Origin of the sequence: Microbulbifer sp. MKSA007 (assembly GCA_032615215.1) — a bacterium.
Lineage (GTDB): Bacteria > Pseudomonadota > Gammaproteobacteria > Pseudomonadales > Cellvibrionaceae > Microbulbifer.
The window spans coordinates 2,216,405-2,231,569 of sequence record CP128433.1; the positions used below are offsets into that span (position 1 = coordinate 2,216,405).

Here is a 15,165-nt window from a genome sequence, read left to right on the forward strand (position 1 = left end):
AAAATCAATGAGTTACAGTTTGTACGTTATAGGGGCTACAAATTTGGCTGGATAATTATGCAGGACTGGGTCAGGGACGAAGTGAAAAATCAGGTTATGGGTGATACACGATTGAATAAGCGCTTGTCCAATATTCTCAGTAATTTAAGTTCCGACCCAAAGGGTAGCATTCCCTGTGCAAACAAGTCTTGGGCAGAAACCTTTGCAGCCTATCGATTTATCGAAAATGATAAAGTCAGCTTTGACTCCATTATGAGTGGCCATAAATCAGCCACTCTTGAAAGAATCAAGGTTCAACCAGTTGTTCTTATCCCTCAGGATACCACTTTCCTAAATTTTGCTACCGATTTAGAAAGCAAAGAAATGGGAACACTCCGACGCAAAGAGACTAATCAGCAGCTCCTACATACGTCTATCGCTATAACACCATCCAGAGATAATCTGGGTATTATTGAGGGTAGCATGTGGCAGCGAGATAAAGAATCTAGTGCTAATTCTCGCTATACCAAGTCGATACAAGATAAAGAGAGTCGACGCTGGTTAGACCATTATGAATCAGCTTGTGAGATACAAGAGCGCTGCCCTGAAACCACGATTGTGAGCATCGCGGATAGAGAGGGGGATATTCATGAGTGGTTTCAATTAGCTGAAGATCAAAATGAACAGCGGCGTGCAAGCTATATTATTCGAGCCAAGGCTAATCGTAGTTTAGAGATCGAAGGAGAAGATACGACTTTACTTTGGGACTATATGACCAAGCAGAAGTCCATCGGGAAATACTCAGTAGGTATCCCCAAAAGGAATGGACAGCCAGAAAGGGAAGCTAAGGTCAGTGTATCCATTGCAGAAGTAAGATTGCAGGGAAAAGGAAAATCAAAACGACCTCTTTCTCTCTACGCAGTCTTTGCTAAGGAATTAAGCCCACCAGAAGGGGAAAAAGGTATTGAATGGATGCTGCTGACCGATCTTGCAGTTGAGGACTTTAAGCAAGCGAGGATCATTATTGAGTGGTATCGAAGTCGATGGGAAATTGAAACCTATTTCCGAGTGGTGAAAGGCGGATGCCAGATAGAAAGTAATCGCTTTAGAACCGAGCAGCGAATGCTGAACTGTATTGCAATCTATATGATTATTGGGTGGCGTCTACACTCCATGACAACACGGGCACGAACGCTTCCTGATACGTCGTGTACGAAAGTCTACTCTGAAAAAGAGTGGCGTATGATATGGATAATGCAAGCTAAAACCTCCCCACCAAATGAAGCTCCAAGTATGAGAGATATAACTCGTATGTTGGCAGGACTTGGAGGCTTTCTGGGGCGGAGCGGCGATGGTGAGCCTGGAGTTAAAACCGTTTGGCAGGGGTACACTAAACTTCTCCATTATATGGAGGCAGCAGAGGCTTTAAATGAACTTAAATGATGTGTATAAAACACAGGCGCGGCGTTACCTGTCTAGGAGAAAATAACATATGGGTTTGCATGTGCACTCGTTGACTAATATTCCCAAAAGTGAAAATAGAGATTATTTGATCTATTTGCTTGAGTATGGGTGGCATGAGTCTTTAGCCAGAGCGCTAAACGAAAATTTCGATAAAATGGCAAACCTTGCTGCCCAAAATCGGGCTGTAGTAATAAAGGGGACTGAATTGGCTCATTTTGATAATGAGGTTTTTTCTTGGCACCAAATTAACAATGAAAGGGGCGAGGATGTATTGCCAGCGATATTGGTTACAAATGCGCACCCTTCATATTTCTTAGAAAACAATCATGGCTACAGTCGCAGGCGAGGTCTATACCGGGAGCAAGAGGAGAGTGACCTAAAACTTGTTCTAATTCCCTTGAAAAAGTTTTGCTCTACTACAACCGAGGTTGTAGCTTTAGTCGAAAGACTATTTTCGGACATAGAATTAGGGAAAGACCTTTCTGACTTCAGCATTGCTAAAGAAGCACAGAAAGGAATCGGGTCGGCTATTGTAGATTCAATTATATTAGAGCCAAATATATCAGGGGTGGGGTTTAGTTTTAAAAAATTGGGGAGCTTCTTACGTGGCAACAGGTAACAAGTCAAATCACTCGGACTTGGTAAAGCTGTCACCTTTTTTGTTCCAAAAAAGCCGCCAACATCACCAATCCGGTGTTTGAGGCGTTATAGCTCCTTAATGGATAATGCGGAATGTACGAGCTGTTTAATATTTCCAATATCGAAGCCCTGGGTATATTGCTATGGTTTTGTGTTGTATTAGCTCTTAGCTATATGCTAGCTATCAAAAAAACCTTAAAGGTTAAACGAGCGGTTGTAGTTGGTGGATTTATGGCATTATTACCTCCTCTGGCAATTATATATTTGGTCTCGCTGCTACTTAGAAAAAGCCTTTCTGTATCAGAGAGATTAGATGAGACGTTATAACAAAACGCTGAAAATTCGCCCCCAAAAAACGTGGGCTGGACCTCCGGCAAAAAAATGCCTCCGGCCTTTTAGCTTTGCGTTAAATTACCAAGGAAAGTCATGAGGAAGCTTCTTATTTCAATAATGGCCGCGCTAGGGTTTAGTGGCGCTCAAGCGGCCGAATTTCCACCAAATATGGAAATGAATGGCAAAACGATTCAAGCGCTCATTGATGCTGGTTCTGATCCAAGTAAACCGCACCCTCTTGAGCATCATTTTTATTGCTTTAGCTCTAACTCACTTAAAGAGCTTATGGCTAAAGGAGAATCTCTTGGTTACCGTGTAGCTAATGTCGGTGACAACGTACATGAAGGCACTCATTACTGGTATGGCGACTTAATTAAAGAGACCATTTTAGACATTAAAGTAATTAACAGTGAAAACTCTTTAATGCTCAAGCTGGCAAACGAGTTTGATGCTGATTATGACGGCTGGGGAACTCCGGTTGTTGAGTAATTTAACAAGTCAATTAACTACGCGCCTACGGCGCCGGACAGCTAAAAGCGTGGCTGCGCCACAACGCTGCCGGTTATTGAGGCGTTAGGCATAATCAAATCGGAAGAAATTTATGCAATTTTTTGAGAAAGGAAAGTACAACTGGCGATCACTTCAAGATATTCCAAATGTACCCTTTGACTGTGGTTATTGCGGCGTTTACGTCTCTTCTGACAAAGGGTATAAAATAGGAGCGCACGGTGATGGCAGCGGACAACAAGTTGGTGGCATTTACATTTGTTCAAATTGTCACGGACCGAGTTTTTTTGACTTAAGTGCAAATCGGCATCCGTCAGCATCATTCGGAAATTCAGTTAATCATGTTCCCGAAGAACTTGAATCGCTTTATAACGAAGCTAGGCGCTGTACATCACAGAACTGCCATACAGCAGCAGTATTACTCTGTAGAAAAATGTTGATGAATATCGCGGTAAACCAAGGGGCCAAAGAGGGGCTCCGTTTCATTGAGTATGTTAACTACCTTTCCGATAACGGGTATACACCACCTAATGGAAAGCATTGGGTCGACCATATTCGTAAAAAAGGCAATGAGGCAACCCATGAAATCGCATTAATGAACGAAATTGATGCAAAAGAGCTTATCGCTTTCACTGAAATGCTACTCAAATTTATTTACGAGTTCCCTGCAATTGTCCCTCAACCAGAGCCAGCTGCCTAACAAAGCCAGCCAGAGGGACCAAAAAAACCGCCGCTTCGCTCTGGTTTTTCGGCCCCTGCTGGCAACGTTAAACACCTAAAGTATGGAGCAGCAATGCTGCAGAAAGTTGGATTAATTCATCTACTGTTTGCCATTTTCACGTTAGCTTACTGCGTGTTTGCTGTTGTGATCGGTAAAGTAATTGGTTATAAACGAGCTGGGCTCTCAGAAACAATCAGTATTGATATTGAACCAGAGAGATTTTGGGGTATCGTGTTGCTTTATGTAGGTATAGCATTAATTATGGTTATACTAAGTATAAAAAAGAACTTCCCCAAAAAACTTTATGAGCTCATTGATTTTGGTATCCATTCCAAACTATCCATTTTGCAAGTTATATTTATAATCAGCTTTACCGCTTTAATGTACATCACTATTTTTTGGTTAGCTGGGGTGTTAGCAAATGCTTAACAAGTACAAGCAGGTTACTGCGGGCCTTTGGCCCTTCGCGGGACAGCCTACGCTACGCTCCGGCCACCCCTGTTGTAGTCGTTAGCCTTACAAGGAGGAATGATGGATAAAAAGGAAACACTCCTAATTGAATTTGAAAGGATAGAGATGAATGCAGCAACTTGTAAGTTTGCGCATTTTAAATCATCCAGCTCCAAACAAAATCTGACGCTAATTCTTGGAGTTCCGGTTGTTATAATAAATGTATTTATTGGCTCAACCTTGATTAAGTCTTTAGGCGATTATTCGGGCACAATAATCTCTGTGTTATCACTTCTGGCAGCAACTCTTGCAGGAGTTCAAACATACTTAAGCTACCAGAAAAAATCTATGCTACATATTGAAGTCGGTAATTTGTACTCTGACATTGAGAGAGAGTCCAGGATATCGAAAGGAAAAATAAAAGCAGATGTAATGAGCATAGAAGAAGGTTGGGCATCAGTTTCCGCGTTAGAATCAAAATATAGCGAAGCAAATAAAAAGGCACAGGAATGCCCAATATCTGACTCAGCTTTGAGTGGCGCTAGAAATAAGTTTCACTCGCTAAAAAAGGCTAACAAGTCAAACCAAAGGGCGAAACAAGGCTGCGCCTCTGCTAAAGGAAGTTGAAATCTCTCCTTTTCGAGTAGATGCTTGCCTTTTGAATAGGGTAGAAGAGTGCGCCTAAAATAGTAAGTGAAAAACGCGTTATTGGGTACGCATCAGAGCTCAAAGTTGGAGTTGTAGCTCCAGCTGAAGATCTTCAAGTCGATATGGTTACTATTGCCAAATTAATGAGAGTGTATCCAGTGGTGATATTTACGAGACGACAAATAACTTAAGTTATCGATACTGCCCAAATCCTAAACATGGATAGGCAAATAAGGTTTGGCTTTCAGTTGGTAAATATTTAATCAGATGACTTGCTGAATGTTAGCTAACAGTTCTTGCAAAAGCTCTCAGTGCAGTTAGGTGGATTTATTTATAGCTTGTGTTGCAAATAGAATCATAGAAATATAGATGGAAACTGACAAGGGCGCTCAGTGCTTTATCTCTGCCGCCCTTGCCACTAGCAATAACTCATGCAATTAAGTTGTACTCTAATTTTTAACTGCATACCACAATGAACTCGATGTATTGTTGGAGTTGTTAATTTTGTTAGTCCTCAGGGGGTGGCGGTGGTGGTGGAGGGGGCGGCGGTGGTTCGCTAGGGCTGTGCGGTGCGAGGGCAATTAGTAGAGTAACAACGCAGATTGCCTTCATTGTGAGGCCGCCAAGCAAACAAAAAATTAAAGCAAGAGAGTCGTCGTGAAGGTAGGTTAAGACGGGAAACAGCTGTGGTCTTTCCGGTGGTCGACCTTCCTGAATAGCCTCAACTAGGCGCTTTCCTTCTTCGCTAATTTCTATTCTGCTTAAAAGTGCTTGTCGAAGAGTTAAGAGCCATTTCTCCGTAGTGCCATACTTTTTTAAACCTTCTTTAAGCGCTGTCGCCAATGTTTCATCGACCTCTGTATTGGCGCGTATCTGTATTAAAAGTGAATCCGCATCAAGCCTTAGAATTTCTGAAAGACTATCCTTGAGTTGATCAAGAGATTCAAGTGCAACCTGAGACGCTTCAATCATGCATTCAAGTGATTGAAGCATATACAACGACCAGACATTTAATGCCCCGGAGGAAGTTAGCAACTCATCGTAGTATTTTGAATCTACCGCAAGACCATCTTCAATCCTTGTTGCTGCAAGGATTTTGGTGCGAAATGATCGATAAGACTTAAAGTCCCTGGCTGTCGTATCTGTTGCAGCAATCTTTGTTGCTACCGAAAGTTCCATTATATCTTCCATTGTCCATTTCCATTGTCCAATACGATTTAATAATGCGGTGTGGACAGTAAATATTTTATGTGAGCCAATCAAGCCGTTGTAAGGTTTTGTAATTTTCGATGTTGACGGCTAGAAGAACTATTACGTATTTGTTGTTTGGTGCGTAATATCAATAAATAGTAATAGGTTTGATTTGTGCGTGTTGTCTATTTCTATTGTGAGTAAATTGAGGGTTTTTAAGTTGGATTTAATATATGGTTGGCTTAGGTTGTGATTCTGCGGTTATAGGTTTTATTCGTGGTTTATAGCAGGTTGGCTTTTAGGGCGGAGTGAGGTGGGGTGGTGAGTAATCTTATTATGTGCCGAGATTATCTTAATCACTGCAGAGGCTGTTTTAGAGGCTCTTGTAAATTAATCTATCTAAGAAGTTTCCTGCAGAACTTTGCATTCTGTGTGTCATGATTTTCAATTTGGTTGAACAGTTATTGAATGCTGATGCAGGTTTGAAATAGACGAATGGGTAGTTAGTTTGGCAGATGGGTTCACGTGCTATGCGGGGCACATTCTATCAATCGGTAGTATGACTTTCTTGGGTAGGGAGAATTTAGCCTTGTAAACATACAGAGCCCAAAAGGCTCTGTATTGTTTGGGTTGGTATGGGTCAGATATCTGCTGTTATCAGGCGTATTACAGTTTGTGGTTAGTTAGAATTTTACACGCTGGGCGCTTAACTTCTTCAAGGTGTTACAAGGCTAAAATTACGATCAAATTTATCAAATAACCGCCCAAATTTTATTAGTGCCAAAGGATTTCCGCTCACCTTGAGTCTACCATCTTTGATTAGAGTAGGGGCGCCTACTAACCCGCTAAACATCATACGTAAGTCGGTACTGTTCAGAGCGAGGCTGGCAGAGGGCTCGCTACTGTGTCGGCCTGGGTAGCCGTGCAGCACCCCATTTTGTACTACGACTAAGTACTTTTCTCCAGTGTCAGTCATATCGATATTTAAGCGGATATCTGCATCTGCCGCTTTCTCACCATTAAGGCGCACCGCCATCGCGTCGAAAAGCAGCTGGAGAGGGACTCGCGCTACTATTTCTTCATCGGGCAGTATTTCTTCACGGTATTCAATACCATGGCGTAATTCCTTGGCTCCGGAGAGATAAAAGTTGCGCCAGATACCAGATTCTGCCTGGTAGCCGAGTTGCTCCAAGCTATCAGCCAATAGATAACGGGCTTGCTCGTTCTCAGGTTCAACGAAAACCAAGTGCTTTAGCACCATGGCTACCCAGCGATAATTGCCCTGGGCAAAATCCTGTCGGGCCCGAGCCATAATGGCTTCTCCCCCCATGTAGTCGATGTAGTGCTCTGCAGCTTCTTCCTGAGGAATAGGGTGGAGGTTTGCTGGGTTGCCATCGAAATAACCCAGATAGCGATTGTAAACTGCCTTGGCTCCAACATTGACAGTGCCGTAGTATCCTCGATTGGCCCAAGCCTGAGAGAGGTTCTCGGGCAGCTCAAGGCGCTCTGCGACTTCGACCATATCGTAACCGTGGTTAGCTAGGCGCAGTGTTTGGTCGTGGATATATTTATAAAGATCCCTCTGCTTAGCCAGGTAATCCATAGCTTCATCTTTGCCCCAGGTGGGCCAGTGGTGGCTGCTGAAAACCACCTCGGTCTTATCGCCAAATTTCTCCATGGCGTACTCAATATAGCGACTCCAGGCCTTGGCATCGCGGGTTTTCGCACCACGTAGAGTGTAAATATTATGCAGTGTATGGTTGGCGATCTCACTCATGCAGAGTGCGTTAAATTGAGGGAAGAAAAACACAATCTCTGCGGGTGCTTCGGCCCCGGGTGTGTTAATGAAGACGATGTCCACTCCATCGACTGTCATCTCTGCACCGGTTTCAGTAATCTCTATTGTTGGTGTAGCTATTCCGTGCTCACCATCTGATACCCGGTTGCCTAAGCCGGATGAGACAAAACCCTCCGGACTGGAGGGCAGCAAATTTCCAAATTGGTATAACGCACGGCGCTGCATCACATTCCCGGTGCGCACATTCTCGCTAATCGCCTCCTCAGCAAAACCCTCTGGTGCAATAATGTCGATAGAACCGCTCGCGAGCTGTTCTTTAGTCAGAACTCCAGTTATACCGGCGAAATGGTCTGCGTGGCTATGGGTAAAAATAACGGCACTTACAGGTTGCTCTCCTAGTGCCTTGTTGGCCAGCGCAAGAGCTGCAGCTGCAGTCTCTGCGGAAGTGAGAGGGTCGATAACAATCCAGCCGCTTTCTCCCTGCACCAGAGTCATATTGGCCAGATCCAGCGAGCGCACCTGATAGATACCATCTACCACTTTGAACAGGCCGTTATTCAGGACGTTGAGCTGGGCCTGACGCCAAAGGCTGGGGTTGACGGTATCAGGAGGGGTACCTTGTAAAAATTGCATCTGGGATAGCCCATAGACTTCCCGACCTTCGGTATTTTTCACTTGGGCGCCGGGAATAGATTCAATAAAGCCTCGTTTAGCCAGCAGAAAATCAGTTTCATCGCCGAAGGGGAGTTGTTTTGCCAGGGATCTATTGTGGGAAATAGTTGCCTTGGAGGCGGGTTTGATCTCGGTATTTAAATTTTCTGTGTGAGTTTTCGGTTCACTACCACAGGCAATCAAAAAGAAGGACAGCAACCACATCAGTATCAGCGAGCGCATTGAGACTCCCCAAAATCGGTGTACATGAAACTTCATTTTTATACTGGGACAGGGTTTTTATTGCCCAGAGTGGCCTTAGCTTCTCCCACCTGCGGTGGCGCGTCAAGACAAGAATTGTCCCTTTGGCGGCGTAAAAGTCTTTCTGCAAGGGAAGCAGTTTCATGTTACCCACTGGTTAACCAGTTTTGTCATTGGGCTTTGTATTTTCTACCAATACAGTCACGATTGTCGGCATTGTGATGTGTGAAGAGTTTGTGGTTCCTGAATCGAAGACGCTGGATTGTCGTAGCTGATAGTTTAATCTGGTCTGTTTTTATATGCCCTTAGGGATTTTATATTTAACAGGTTTAGGAAGGTTTCTATGATAGTAGATGGTCGTAAAGGTAAGTTTATTTTTAGCTTTTTTCTGTTGGTGCTAGTACCAAGCTAGCCATTCAAAACAGGGTGTCTTATTTATCAAATTCTATTTTAAAAATAAGACACCATCTGGCTGGAATTTGAACAGGTCGCCGATCAAAAATTCTTTAACTTCTATTAATATTAACTCGAGAGGTAATTAAGCGGCAGGTGATATATTTACGCTCTTTCTAGAGAGCGTTGCGCTTAAGAATGCGCAAAATGCCAGAGCTACGATATGAGGCAGGTAAAGTGTGTATTCACTGGTGTGGAAAAAATACAGAGTGGCTTCGCAGGCAATAATGGCAATTGCTGCAGTTGCCCATGGATGCAGTTTTATCAGCCTAGATGCTAAGAAAATGAGTGTGAAAACAATTAGTCCATATCCTAGTAAATGGACAACAAAAATTTCCCAAAGGACAGCCCCTCCATCTGAAAGGAGTGCTCTGAAAGCTTCGGGTATAGCGATGGCTGCAGAATATTCTGTAATTAATGGGCCTAAGTATCCGGCGACTAAGCCTATTATTATTCCAGCTATTGTATTTTTCATTGAATCCATTCTATTTTTATAGAGTTGGCCAACTATACCTTATGTGGGGCTGTTAAAGAAAATACATGGCTTGTTGCTGCAAAAGGCTGCGGTTGAAATTGAAGTAATTGCTTTGATTCATCCGATTATTTTACAGGGGCTGAAAAATTTACGGGGAAGGGAAGCTTGGAGTTGGTACTTTGTGGGTGGTTAGCGAAATGTTTCTCCACAAAAAAGCGGGCTAAAAGCCCGCTCTCTCGTTGTTTTATGGGAGCTTATTGCCCCAATGTAAACAGTGCAGTGTTACCGCCGGTGGCAACAGTGTTAATAGTTTTGGTTTTTTCGCTGGCGAAGCGGAATAGGTAGTGCGGGCCACCGGCTTTGGGGCCGGTGCCGGATAGGCCGTGGCCGCCGAAGGGGTTAACACCTACTACTGCACCAACCATATCGCGGTTTACATAGCAGTTGCCGACGTTGATACGCTTGAATACCGCGTGGGCGCGGCCTTCGATGCGGGAATGCAGTCCGAAGGTAAGGCCGTAGCCGGTGGCATTAATGCGGCGGATTACGTCTTCCAGCTCGTCTGCCTTGAAGCGAACTACATGCAGGAAAGGTCCGAAAGTCTCGCGCTTGAGCACGGAGAAATCTTCAATCTCTACTACCTGCGGGCCGAAGAAGGTGCCATTGCTGGGCTTCTTTGCTTCCTCAAATGCAAATAGCAGCTTGGCTTCTTTAGCCATGCGCTCGCGATGGGATTCCAGCATGCCGAGGGCTTTTTCGTCGATAACCGGACCGATATCGGTATCCAGTTTACCGGGATCGCCGAGGGTCAGTTCTTCACACGCGCCTTTCAGCATATTCAGCAGGTTATCGGCGATGACATCCTGTACACACAGGATACGCAGAGCGGAACAGCGCTGACCGGCACTGAGGAAGGCAGATTGAATTACATCGTCTACTACCTGTTCGGGCAGGGCGGTGGAGTCTACGACCATGACATTCTGGCCGCCGGTTTCGGCGATCAGCGGTACAATCGGGCCTTCTTTCGCTGCCAGCTGCTGGTTGATCAGGCGTGCGGTTTCGGTGGAGCCGGTGAAGGCTACACCGCCCAGGCGGGGATCTTCGATCAGCAGTTTGCCCACTGCGGCGCCGGTACCTGTGATCAAGTGCAGTACTTTTGGCGGCACGCCGGCATCGAGCATCAAGCGCACGGCGTGTGCAGCGATGATGGGGGTTTGCTCTGCGGGTTTGGCCAGTACGGCATTACCGGCGGCAAGTGCGGCAACTACCTGGCCGGTAAAGATTGCCAGGGGGAAGTTCCAAGGGCTGATGCACACGAAGGTGCCACGGCCACTCAAATACAGCTGATTTTGTTCACCGGTAGGGCCGGGTAGTTCGGTGGGCTCACTGAAATGCTGGCGTGCGCCGTTGGCGTAGTAGCGGCAGAAGTCGATAGCTTCGCGCACTTCACTAATGCCATCATTTAGGGTGCGGCCCGCTTCAATGCAAATAATTGCAGCCAGTTCATTGGCTTTATCTTCGTAGAGATCAGCAATTCTATCGAGAATATCCGCGCGGTGTTTTCCACCCTGGCGATCCCAGTCGATCTGCGCTTCAGTGGCGGAGGCATAGGCCTGCTCAATCAGGTGTTTATCAGTATTCGCGGTGTGTCCAATTTTTTCGCCGGTTGCCGGGTTGAAAACCGGTTCTTCCGCTTCGCCCATGGTGCCGTTGACGATAGGGCCACCGAGGAAATGCTTTTCGCGTTGCTGCTCAAGCTCTTTCAGCAAGGGCTCAACGGAGAGTGGATCAGTCAGTTCGATGCCGTGTGAGTTTTTCCGTGGCAGGGCTTCTGCGCCCATATAAATATTCTCCGGGACAGGAATTTGCGGGTGACGGTAGGGGTTGCAGGCTTCGCTTTGTTCCAGGGTGTCCTGGACCAGGGCTTCAACCGGCGTTGCCTCGTCCATAAAGCGGTTAACAAAGGAGCTATTAGCTCCGTTTTCCAGCAGGCGGCGAACCAGGTAGGGCAGTAAGTCACGATGTGCCCCCACGGGTGCGTAGACGCGCACGGGCACACGCTTGCCGTGTACCGCTTCAATTTGTGCGTACAGCAAGTGGCCCATGCCGTGCAGGCGCTGGAATTCAAAGTCGGTGCGGCCATTAGCCAACTCAAGAATCAGCCCGACGGTGTAGGCGTTGTGGGTGGCAAATTGTGGATAGATTGCATCGCCAGCTTCCAACAGTTTTTTCGCACAGACCTGATATGACAGATCGGTGTGGCATTTGCGCGTGTACACCGGGTAGTCCGGCAGGCCCATCTGCTGGGAGTGTTTGATTTCACTATCCCAGTAAGCGCCTTTAACCAGGCGCACCATCAGTTTGCGGCCGGTATCGCGGCCCAGGGCAATCAGCCAGTCGGCGACGTGGGGGGCGCGCTTTTGGTAGGCCTGGAGTACAAAGCCCAATCCTTGCCAGTCTTTAATTTCGGGGTCGCGGGCGAGGGCCTCGAAGATATCCAGCGAGATATCCAGGCGGTCTGCCTCTTCTGCATCGATATTCAGGCCCATATCGTATTGGGCTGCGGCGACACAAAGACGCTTCACCTGGGGCAGCAATTCGTCCATTACGCGATCCCGCTGCAGCACACTGTAGCGGGGGTGCAGGGCGGAAAGCTTGATGGAAATACCGTTGGCCTCAACCACATCCCGCTGGGTGTTGTCTTTGCCGATCTCTTCGATAGCCATCATATAGGCATCGAAGTAGCGGTGGGCGTCGGCCATTGTGCGGGCGCCTTCGCCCAGCATGTCGAAGGAAAAGCGGGTGCCTGGGAGGTTTTCTTTGGGGCCGCGTTTCAGGGCTTCCTTGATGGTGCGGCCGAGTACGTACTGGCCACCCATAATTTTCATGGCCTGCATCATGGAGGTGCGCACCATGGGCTCGCCGATACGGCTAACCAGGCGTTTCATCCAGTGGGAGGGGCGCTCGGTGATATCTGGGTCCAGCTCCACCACGCTGCCGGTGAGCATCAGGCCCCAGGTTGAGGCGTTCACAAACAGGGAGTCGGACTGGCCACGATGGCTGGACCAGTTGCCGGAATGCACTTTCTCGGCGATTAGTTTGTCGGCAGTATCGGCGTCTGGTACCCGGAGCAGGGACTCTGCAAGACACATCAATGCAACCCCTTCCTTATTGGAAAGGCCGAATTGCTGAAGGAAAGCGTCCAGCGTTCCGCGCTTGCTGCGCTGCTGTCGCGAATGATGAACCAGTGCGCGCGAGGTGTTCAGAATTTTCTTGCGCATCTCGTCGCTGGGGCGTGGCGCAGCCAGCAGCTCGCTCACGCAGAGGTTTTCGTCGGCGTGCAAATACTCGCGTGCCCGGTCTCGGGCATTCTGGAGGTCTCCGGCGAAGTTTGTCGACATATCGTCTCCCAAGCTCTATATCTAGGGTCAGAATAAAAAACCGGATTATGTGCGAAAATCGTTAGAATTAATCGCCATAATGTCGCGAGTTGTGGTTAAATATCACGCCTAATTGCGTGATTACCAGTAGGGTATTTTGTAATGTCTCGACAGTTGGAAGATCTTGATCGTATTGATCGCCAAATACTGCGAATTCTGCAACGTCACGGCCGCTTGCCGAACGTGGAATTGGCGCGCCGGGTTAACCTTAGTCCCACCCCATGCCTGGAGCGAGTCAAGCGGCTCGAAAGGGAAGGATTTATTCGCGACTATGTAGCGCTACTCGACCCGCTCAAAGTTCATGCGGGCCTGGTGGTCTATATCCAGGTGACCCTGAACAATACAGCGACTGAGGCATTGGAAGCCTTTAATGAGCATGTGGCTGGACTGGAGGAGGTCCAGGAGTGCCATATGGTTGCCGGTGGTTTTGACTACCTGGTGAAAATTCGTATTAAGGATATGCTGGGTTATCGCCGCTTCCTCGGTGAAAAGCTGGCATCCGTACCGGGAGTACGGGAAACCCACACCTATGTGGTGATGGAGGAAGTGAAGACTGATACCGCTGTAGCGGTACCGGACCCAGAACCCAGTGTGAAAGGTTCGCGGCGCTAATTGAGCGCAGTCAAATATCCTGTGCGGAGTGAAAGAACTGTAGCGATTTTGCTGGTTGGCTTTTTTATGAACCTGGGCAGGAATCTGAATTCTCTCCTCAGGCCTCAATCATAGGGATTGATTGCTGATTTCATGGATGAACAGATGGAATTGGCAACCATTGTCGGCGCGGTTTTTATTATGCTCGGCATAGCGATGCGGTACCAAGGTGGGTGCCGTGTGATTTGTCCGTAATAACTATAAGTAGGTACTGTATGGATTTTTCACTGAGCGAAGAACAGCAGATGATTCAGGATGCGGCAAAGCAATTTGCTGACAGTGAACTGAAACCTATTGCTGCCGAACTCGACAAGACCGGTAATCGAGAGCTCTTGTTGGAGAAGCTCAAGCAATTGGCAGAGCTGGGCTTTATGGGAATCAATATTGATCCCAATTACGGCGGTACTGGTGCTGGTACTGTCGCATTCTCCCTGGCGATCGCCGAGCTGGCGCGGGGCTGTGCCTCTGCTGCAACGACCACGTCCGTAACCAATATGGTGGCAGAGGTTATTCAGGCGGTAGGTTCGAAAGAGCAGCGCCAAAAATACCTCCCCAAAATCTGTAGTGGAGAATACCCTGCGGGTTCTTTCTGTCTCACGGAGCCCGGTTCCGGTTCGGATGCGGCCTCTATGCGTACCCGCGCGGAAAAGCAGGGTGATGAGTACGTTCTTAACGGCAGCAAGCTCTTTATCAGTAGCGCCGAATTTGCTGGTATTTTTGTTGTTTGGGCGGTGACAGATTCTTCCGCGCCAAAAGGCAAAGGAATTTCCTGTTTCCTGGTTGAAGCCGGTACACCTGGCCTGGTGATTGGCAAGGCCGAAGAAAAAATGGGACAGAAAGCCTCTGTTACCAATGAGGTTTCTTTCGACAATTGTCGTATTCCTGCCTCCCATCTTTTGGGTGAAGAAAATCGCGGCTTTCGCATTGCTGCAGGCGAGCTCGCTGGAGGCCGAATCGGTATTGGCTCCCTGGCGCTGGGTATCGGCTTTGAAGCTTTGGATTGTGCCCGGGCCTATCTGCATGAGCGGGAGCAGTTTGGAAAAAAACTGGCGGAGTTCCAGGGGCTGCAATGGCAGCTTGCCGATAAATATACTGAGATGGAAGGTGCGCGACTCCTGTTGCTGCAAGCCGCTTGGCAGAAAGATGCCGGAATGCCGTTTGGCCCTGCCGCTTCAATGGGCAAACTGTTCGCTAGTGAGAAGGCTAACGAGGCATGTTATCTAGCTCTGCAAATGCACGGTGGTGTGGGCTATACCCGTGAATATCCACTCGAACGTATGAGTCGGGATGTGAGAATCACTACAATCTACGAAGGTACCAGTGAGATCCAGCGCCTGATTATTGCCAGGCATTTACTGGATGTCAGATAATATTTAATGACACATAAGCCGGCGCTCTTCGCCGGCTTTTTTGTTTCTTTCACCCTAAATTTGTCAGTTATTCTCCTGATGCCGGCATAAATACCCGCCCGCTTAATAGTTTCCTACCTATCCTCTACAAGGGG

Annotated in this window: 14 protein-coding genes; 10 read left to right on the forward strand and 4 right to left on the reverse strand. The window is 47.2% G+C overall.

The window, feature by feature from the left end:
- Nucleotides 1-57: 57 nt before the first annotated feature.
- From QT397_12745 to QT397_12775, 7 genes are all read left to right on the forward strand, one after another.
- On the forward strand, nt 58-1,422 hold the full coding sequence (locus QT397_12745; protein WNZ58160.1) for an IS4 family transposase: 1,365 nt from the start codon (nt 58-60) through the stop codon (nt 1,420-1,422).
- Nucleotides 1,423-1,471: 49 nt separating this feature from the next.
- The gene (locus tag QT397_12750) at nt 1,472-2,062 is read left to right on the forward strand and encodes a hypothetical protein (GenBank protein WNZ58161.1); all 591 of its coding nucleotides are present in this window, start codon (nt 1,472-1,474) and stop codon (nt 2,060-2,062) included.
- Between the two features lie 113 nt (nt 2,063-2,175).
- Nucleotides 2,176-2,409, forward strand: a complete 234-nt coding sequence (locus tag QT397_12755) for a hypothetical protein (protein ID WNZ58162.1) — start codon at nt 2,176-2,178, stop codon at nt 2,407-2,409.
- A gap of 99 nt (nt 2,410-2,508) precedes the next feature.
- Nucleotides 2,509-2,904: a ribonuclease E inhibitor RraB gene (locus QT397_12760; GenBank protein WNZ58163.1), complete on the forward strand. Its 396-nt coding sequence runs from the start codon at nt 2,509-2,511 to the stop codon at nt 2,902-2,904.
- Between the two features lie 112 nt (nt 2,905-3,016).
- Nucleotides 3,017-3,622 carry a DUF4145 domain-containing protein gene (locus QT397_12765; protein WNZ58164.1) on the forward strand — a complete coding sequence of 202 codons (606 nt, stop codon included), beginning with the start codon at nt 3,017-3,019 and terminating at the stop codon, nt 3,620-3,622.
- A 93-nt stretch (nt 3,623-3,715) separates the two neighbouring features.
- Nucleotides 3,716-4,072, forward strand: a complete 357-nt coding sequence (locus tag QT397_12770) for a hypothetical protein (protein WNZ58165.1) — start codon at nt 3,716-3,718, stop codon at nt 4,070-4,072.
- A 99-nt stretch (nt 4,073-4,171) separates the two neighbouring features.
- Nucleotides 4,172-4,720: an SLATT domain-containing protein gene (locus QT397_12775; protein WNZ58166.1), complete on the forward strand. Its 549-nt coding sequence runs from the start codon at nt 4,172-4,174 to the stop codon at nt 4,718-4,720.
- A gap of 528 nt (nt 4,721-5,248) precedes the next feature.
- Here the strand turns inward: QT397_12775 and QT397_12780 are convergent.
- From QT397_12780 to QT397_12790, 3 genes are all read right to left on the reverse strand, one after another.
- The gene (locus QT397_12780) at nt 5,249-5,932 is read right to left on the reverse strand and encodes a hypothetical protein (protein WNZ58167.1); all 684 of its coding nucleotides are present in this window, start codon (nt 5,930-5,932) and stop codon (nt 5,249-5,251) included.
- Nucleotides 5,933-6,647: 715 nt separating this feature from the next.
- Nucleotides 6,648-8,624 carry an alkyl sulfatase dimerization domain-containing protein gene (locus tag QT397_12785; GenBank protein ID WNZ58168.1) on the reverse strand — a complete coding sequence of 659 codons (1,977 nt, stop codon included), beginning with the start codon at nt 8,622-8,624 and terminating at the stop codon, nt 6,648-6,650.
- Nucleotides 8,625-9,180: 556 nt separating this feature from the next.
- Nucleotides 9,181-9,570: a hypothetical protein gene (locus tag QT397_12790; protein ID WNZ58169.1), complete on the reverse strand. Its 390-nt coding sequence runs from the start codon at nt 9,568-9,570 to the stop codon at nt 9,181-9,183.
- A gap of 70 nt (nt 9,571-9,640) precedes the next feature.
- Here QT397_12790 and QT397_12795 point away from each other — a divergent pair, with 70 nt between their 5' ends.
- Complete coding sequence (locus QT397_12795; protein ID WNZ58170.1) at nt 9,641-9,763, forward strand: hypothetical protein; 123 nt, start codon at nt 9,641-9,643, stop codon at nt 9,761-9,763.
- A gap of 61 nt (nt 9,764-9,824) precedes the next feature.
- On the opposite strand, the gene putA is transcribed toward QT397_12795, so the two are convergent.
- On the reverse strand, nt 9,825-12,971 hold the full coding sequence (gene putA, locus QT397_12800; protein ID WNZ58171.1) for a bifunctional proline dehydrogenase/L-glutamate gamma-semialdehyde dehydrogenase PutA: 3,147 nt from the start codon (nt 12,969-12,971) through the stop codon (nt 9,825-9,827).
- A 141-nt stretch (nt 12,972-13,112) separates the two neighbouring features.
- On the opposite strand from putA, the gene QT397_12805 reads away from it, so the two are divergent.
- On the forward strand, nt 13,113-13,622 hold the full coding sequence (locus QT397_12805; protein WNZ58172.1) for an Lrp/AsnC ligand binding domain-containing protein: 510 nt from the start codon (nt 13,113-13,115) through the stop codon (nt 13,620-13,622).
- Between the two features lie 254 nt (nt 13,623-13,876).
- A complete protein-coding gene (locus QT397_12810; GenBank protein WNZ58173.1) occupies nt 13,877-15,031 on the forward strand; it encodes an acyl-CoA dehydrogenase family protein in 1,155 nt (384 codons plus the stop codon).
- Nucleotides 15,032-15,165: the final 134 nt, after the last annotated feature.

Excerpts from the sequence above, each read along its gene's own strand:
- QT397_12790 (WNZ58169.1), bottom strand. The coding sequence starts at position 9,570 with ATGAAAAATACAATAGCTGGAATAATAATAGGCTTAGTCGCCGGATAC.
- QT397_12785 (WNZ58168.1), bottom strand. The coding sequence starts at position 8,624 with ATGCGCTCGCTGATACTGATGTGGTTGCTGTCCTTCTTTTTGATTGCC.
- QT397_12755 (WNZ58162.1), top strand. The coding sequence starts at position 2,176 with ATGTACGAGCTGTTTAATATTTCCAATATCGAAGCCCTGGGTATATTG.
- QT397_12780 (WNZ58167.1), bottom strand. The coding sequence starts at position 5,932 with ATGGAAGATATAATGGAACTTTCGGTAGCAACAAAGATTGCTGCAACA.
- putA (WNZ58171.1), bottom strand. The coding sequence starts at position 12,971 with ATGTCGACAAACTTCGCCGGAGACCTCCAGAATGCCCGAGACCGGGCA.
- QT397_12770 (WNZ58165.1), top strand. The coding sequence starts at position 3,716 with ATGCTGCAGAAAGTTGGATTAATTCATCTACTGTTTGCCATTTTCACG.
- QT397_12775 (WNZ58166.1), top strand. The coding sequence starts at position 4,172 with ATGATGGATAAAAAGGAAACACTCCTAATTGAATTTGAAAGGATAGAG.
- QT397_12765 (WNZ58164.1), top strand. The coding sequence starts at position 3,017 with ATGCAATTTTTTGAGAAAGGAAAGTACAACTGGCGATCACTTCAAGAT.
- QT397_12745 (WNZ58160.1), top strand. The coding sequence starts at position 58 with ATGCAGGACTGGGTCAGGGACGAAGTGAAAAATCAGGTTATGGGTGAT.
- QT397_12805 (WNZ58172.1), top strand. The coding sequence starts at position 13,113 with ATGTCTCGACAGTTGGAAGATCTTGATCGTATTGATCGCCAAATACTG.
- QT397_12750 (WNZ58161.1), top strand. The coding sequence starts at position 1,472 with ATGGGTTTGCATGTGCACTCGTTGACTAATATTCCCAAAAGTGAAAAT.
- QT397_12760 (WNZ58163.1), top strand. The coding sequence starts at position 2,509 with ATGAGGAAGCTTCTTATTTCAATAATGGCCGCGCTAGGGTTTAGTGGC.
- QT397_12810 (WNZ58173.1), top strand. The coding sequence starts at position 13,877 with ATGGATTTTTCACTGAGCGAAGAACAGCAGATGATTCAGGATGCGGCA.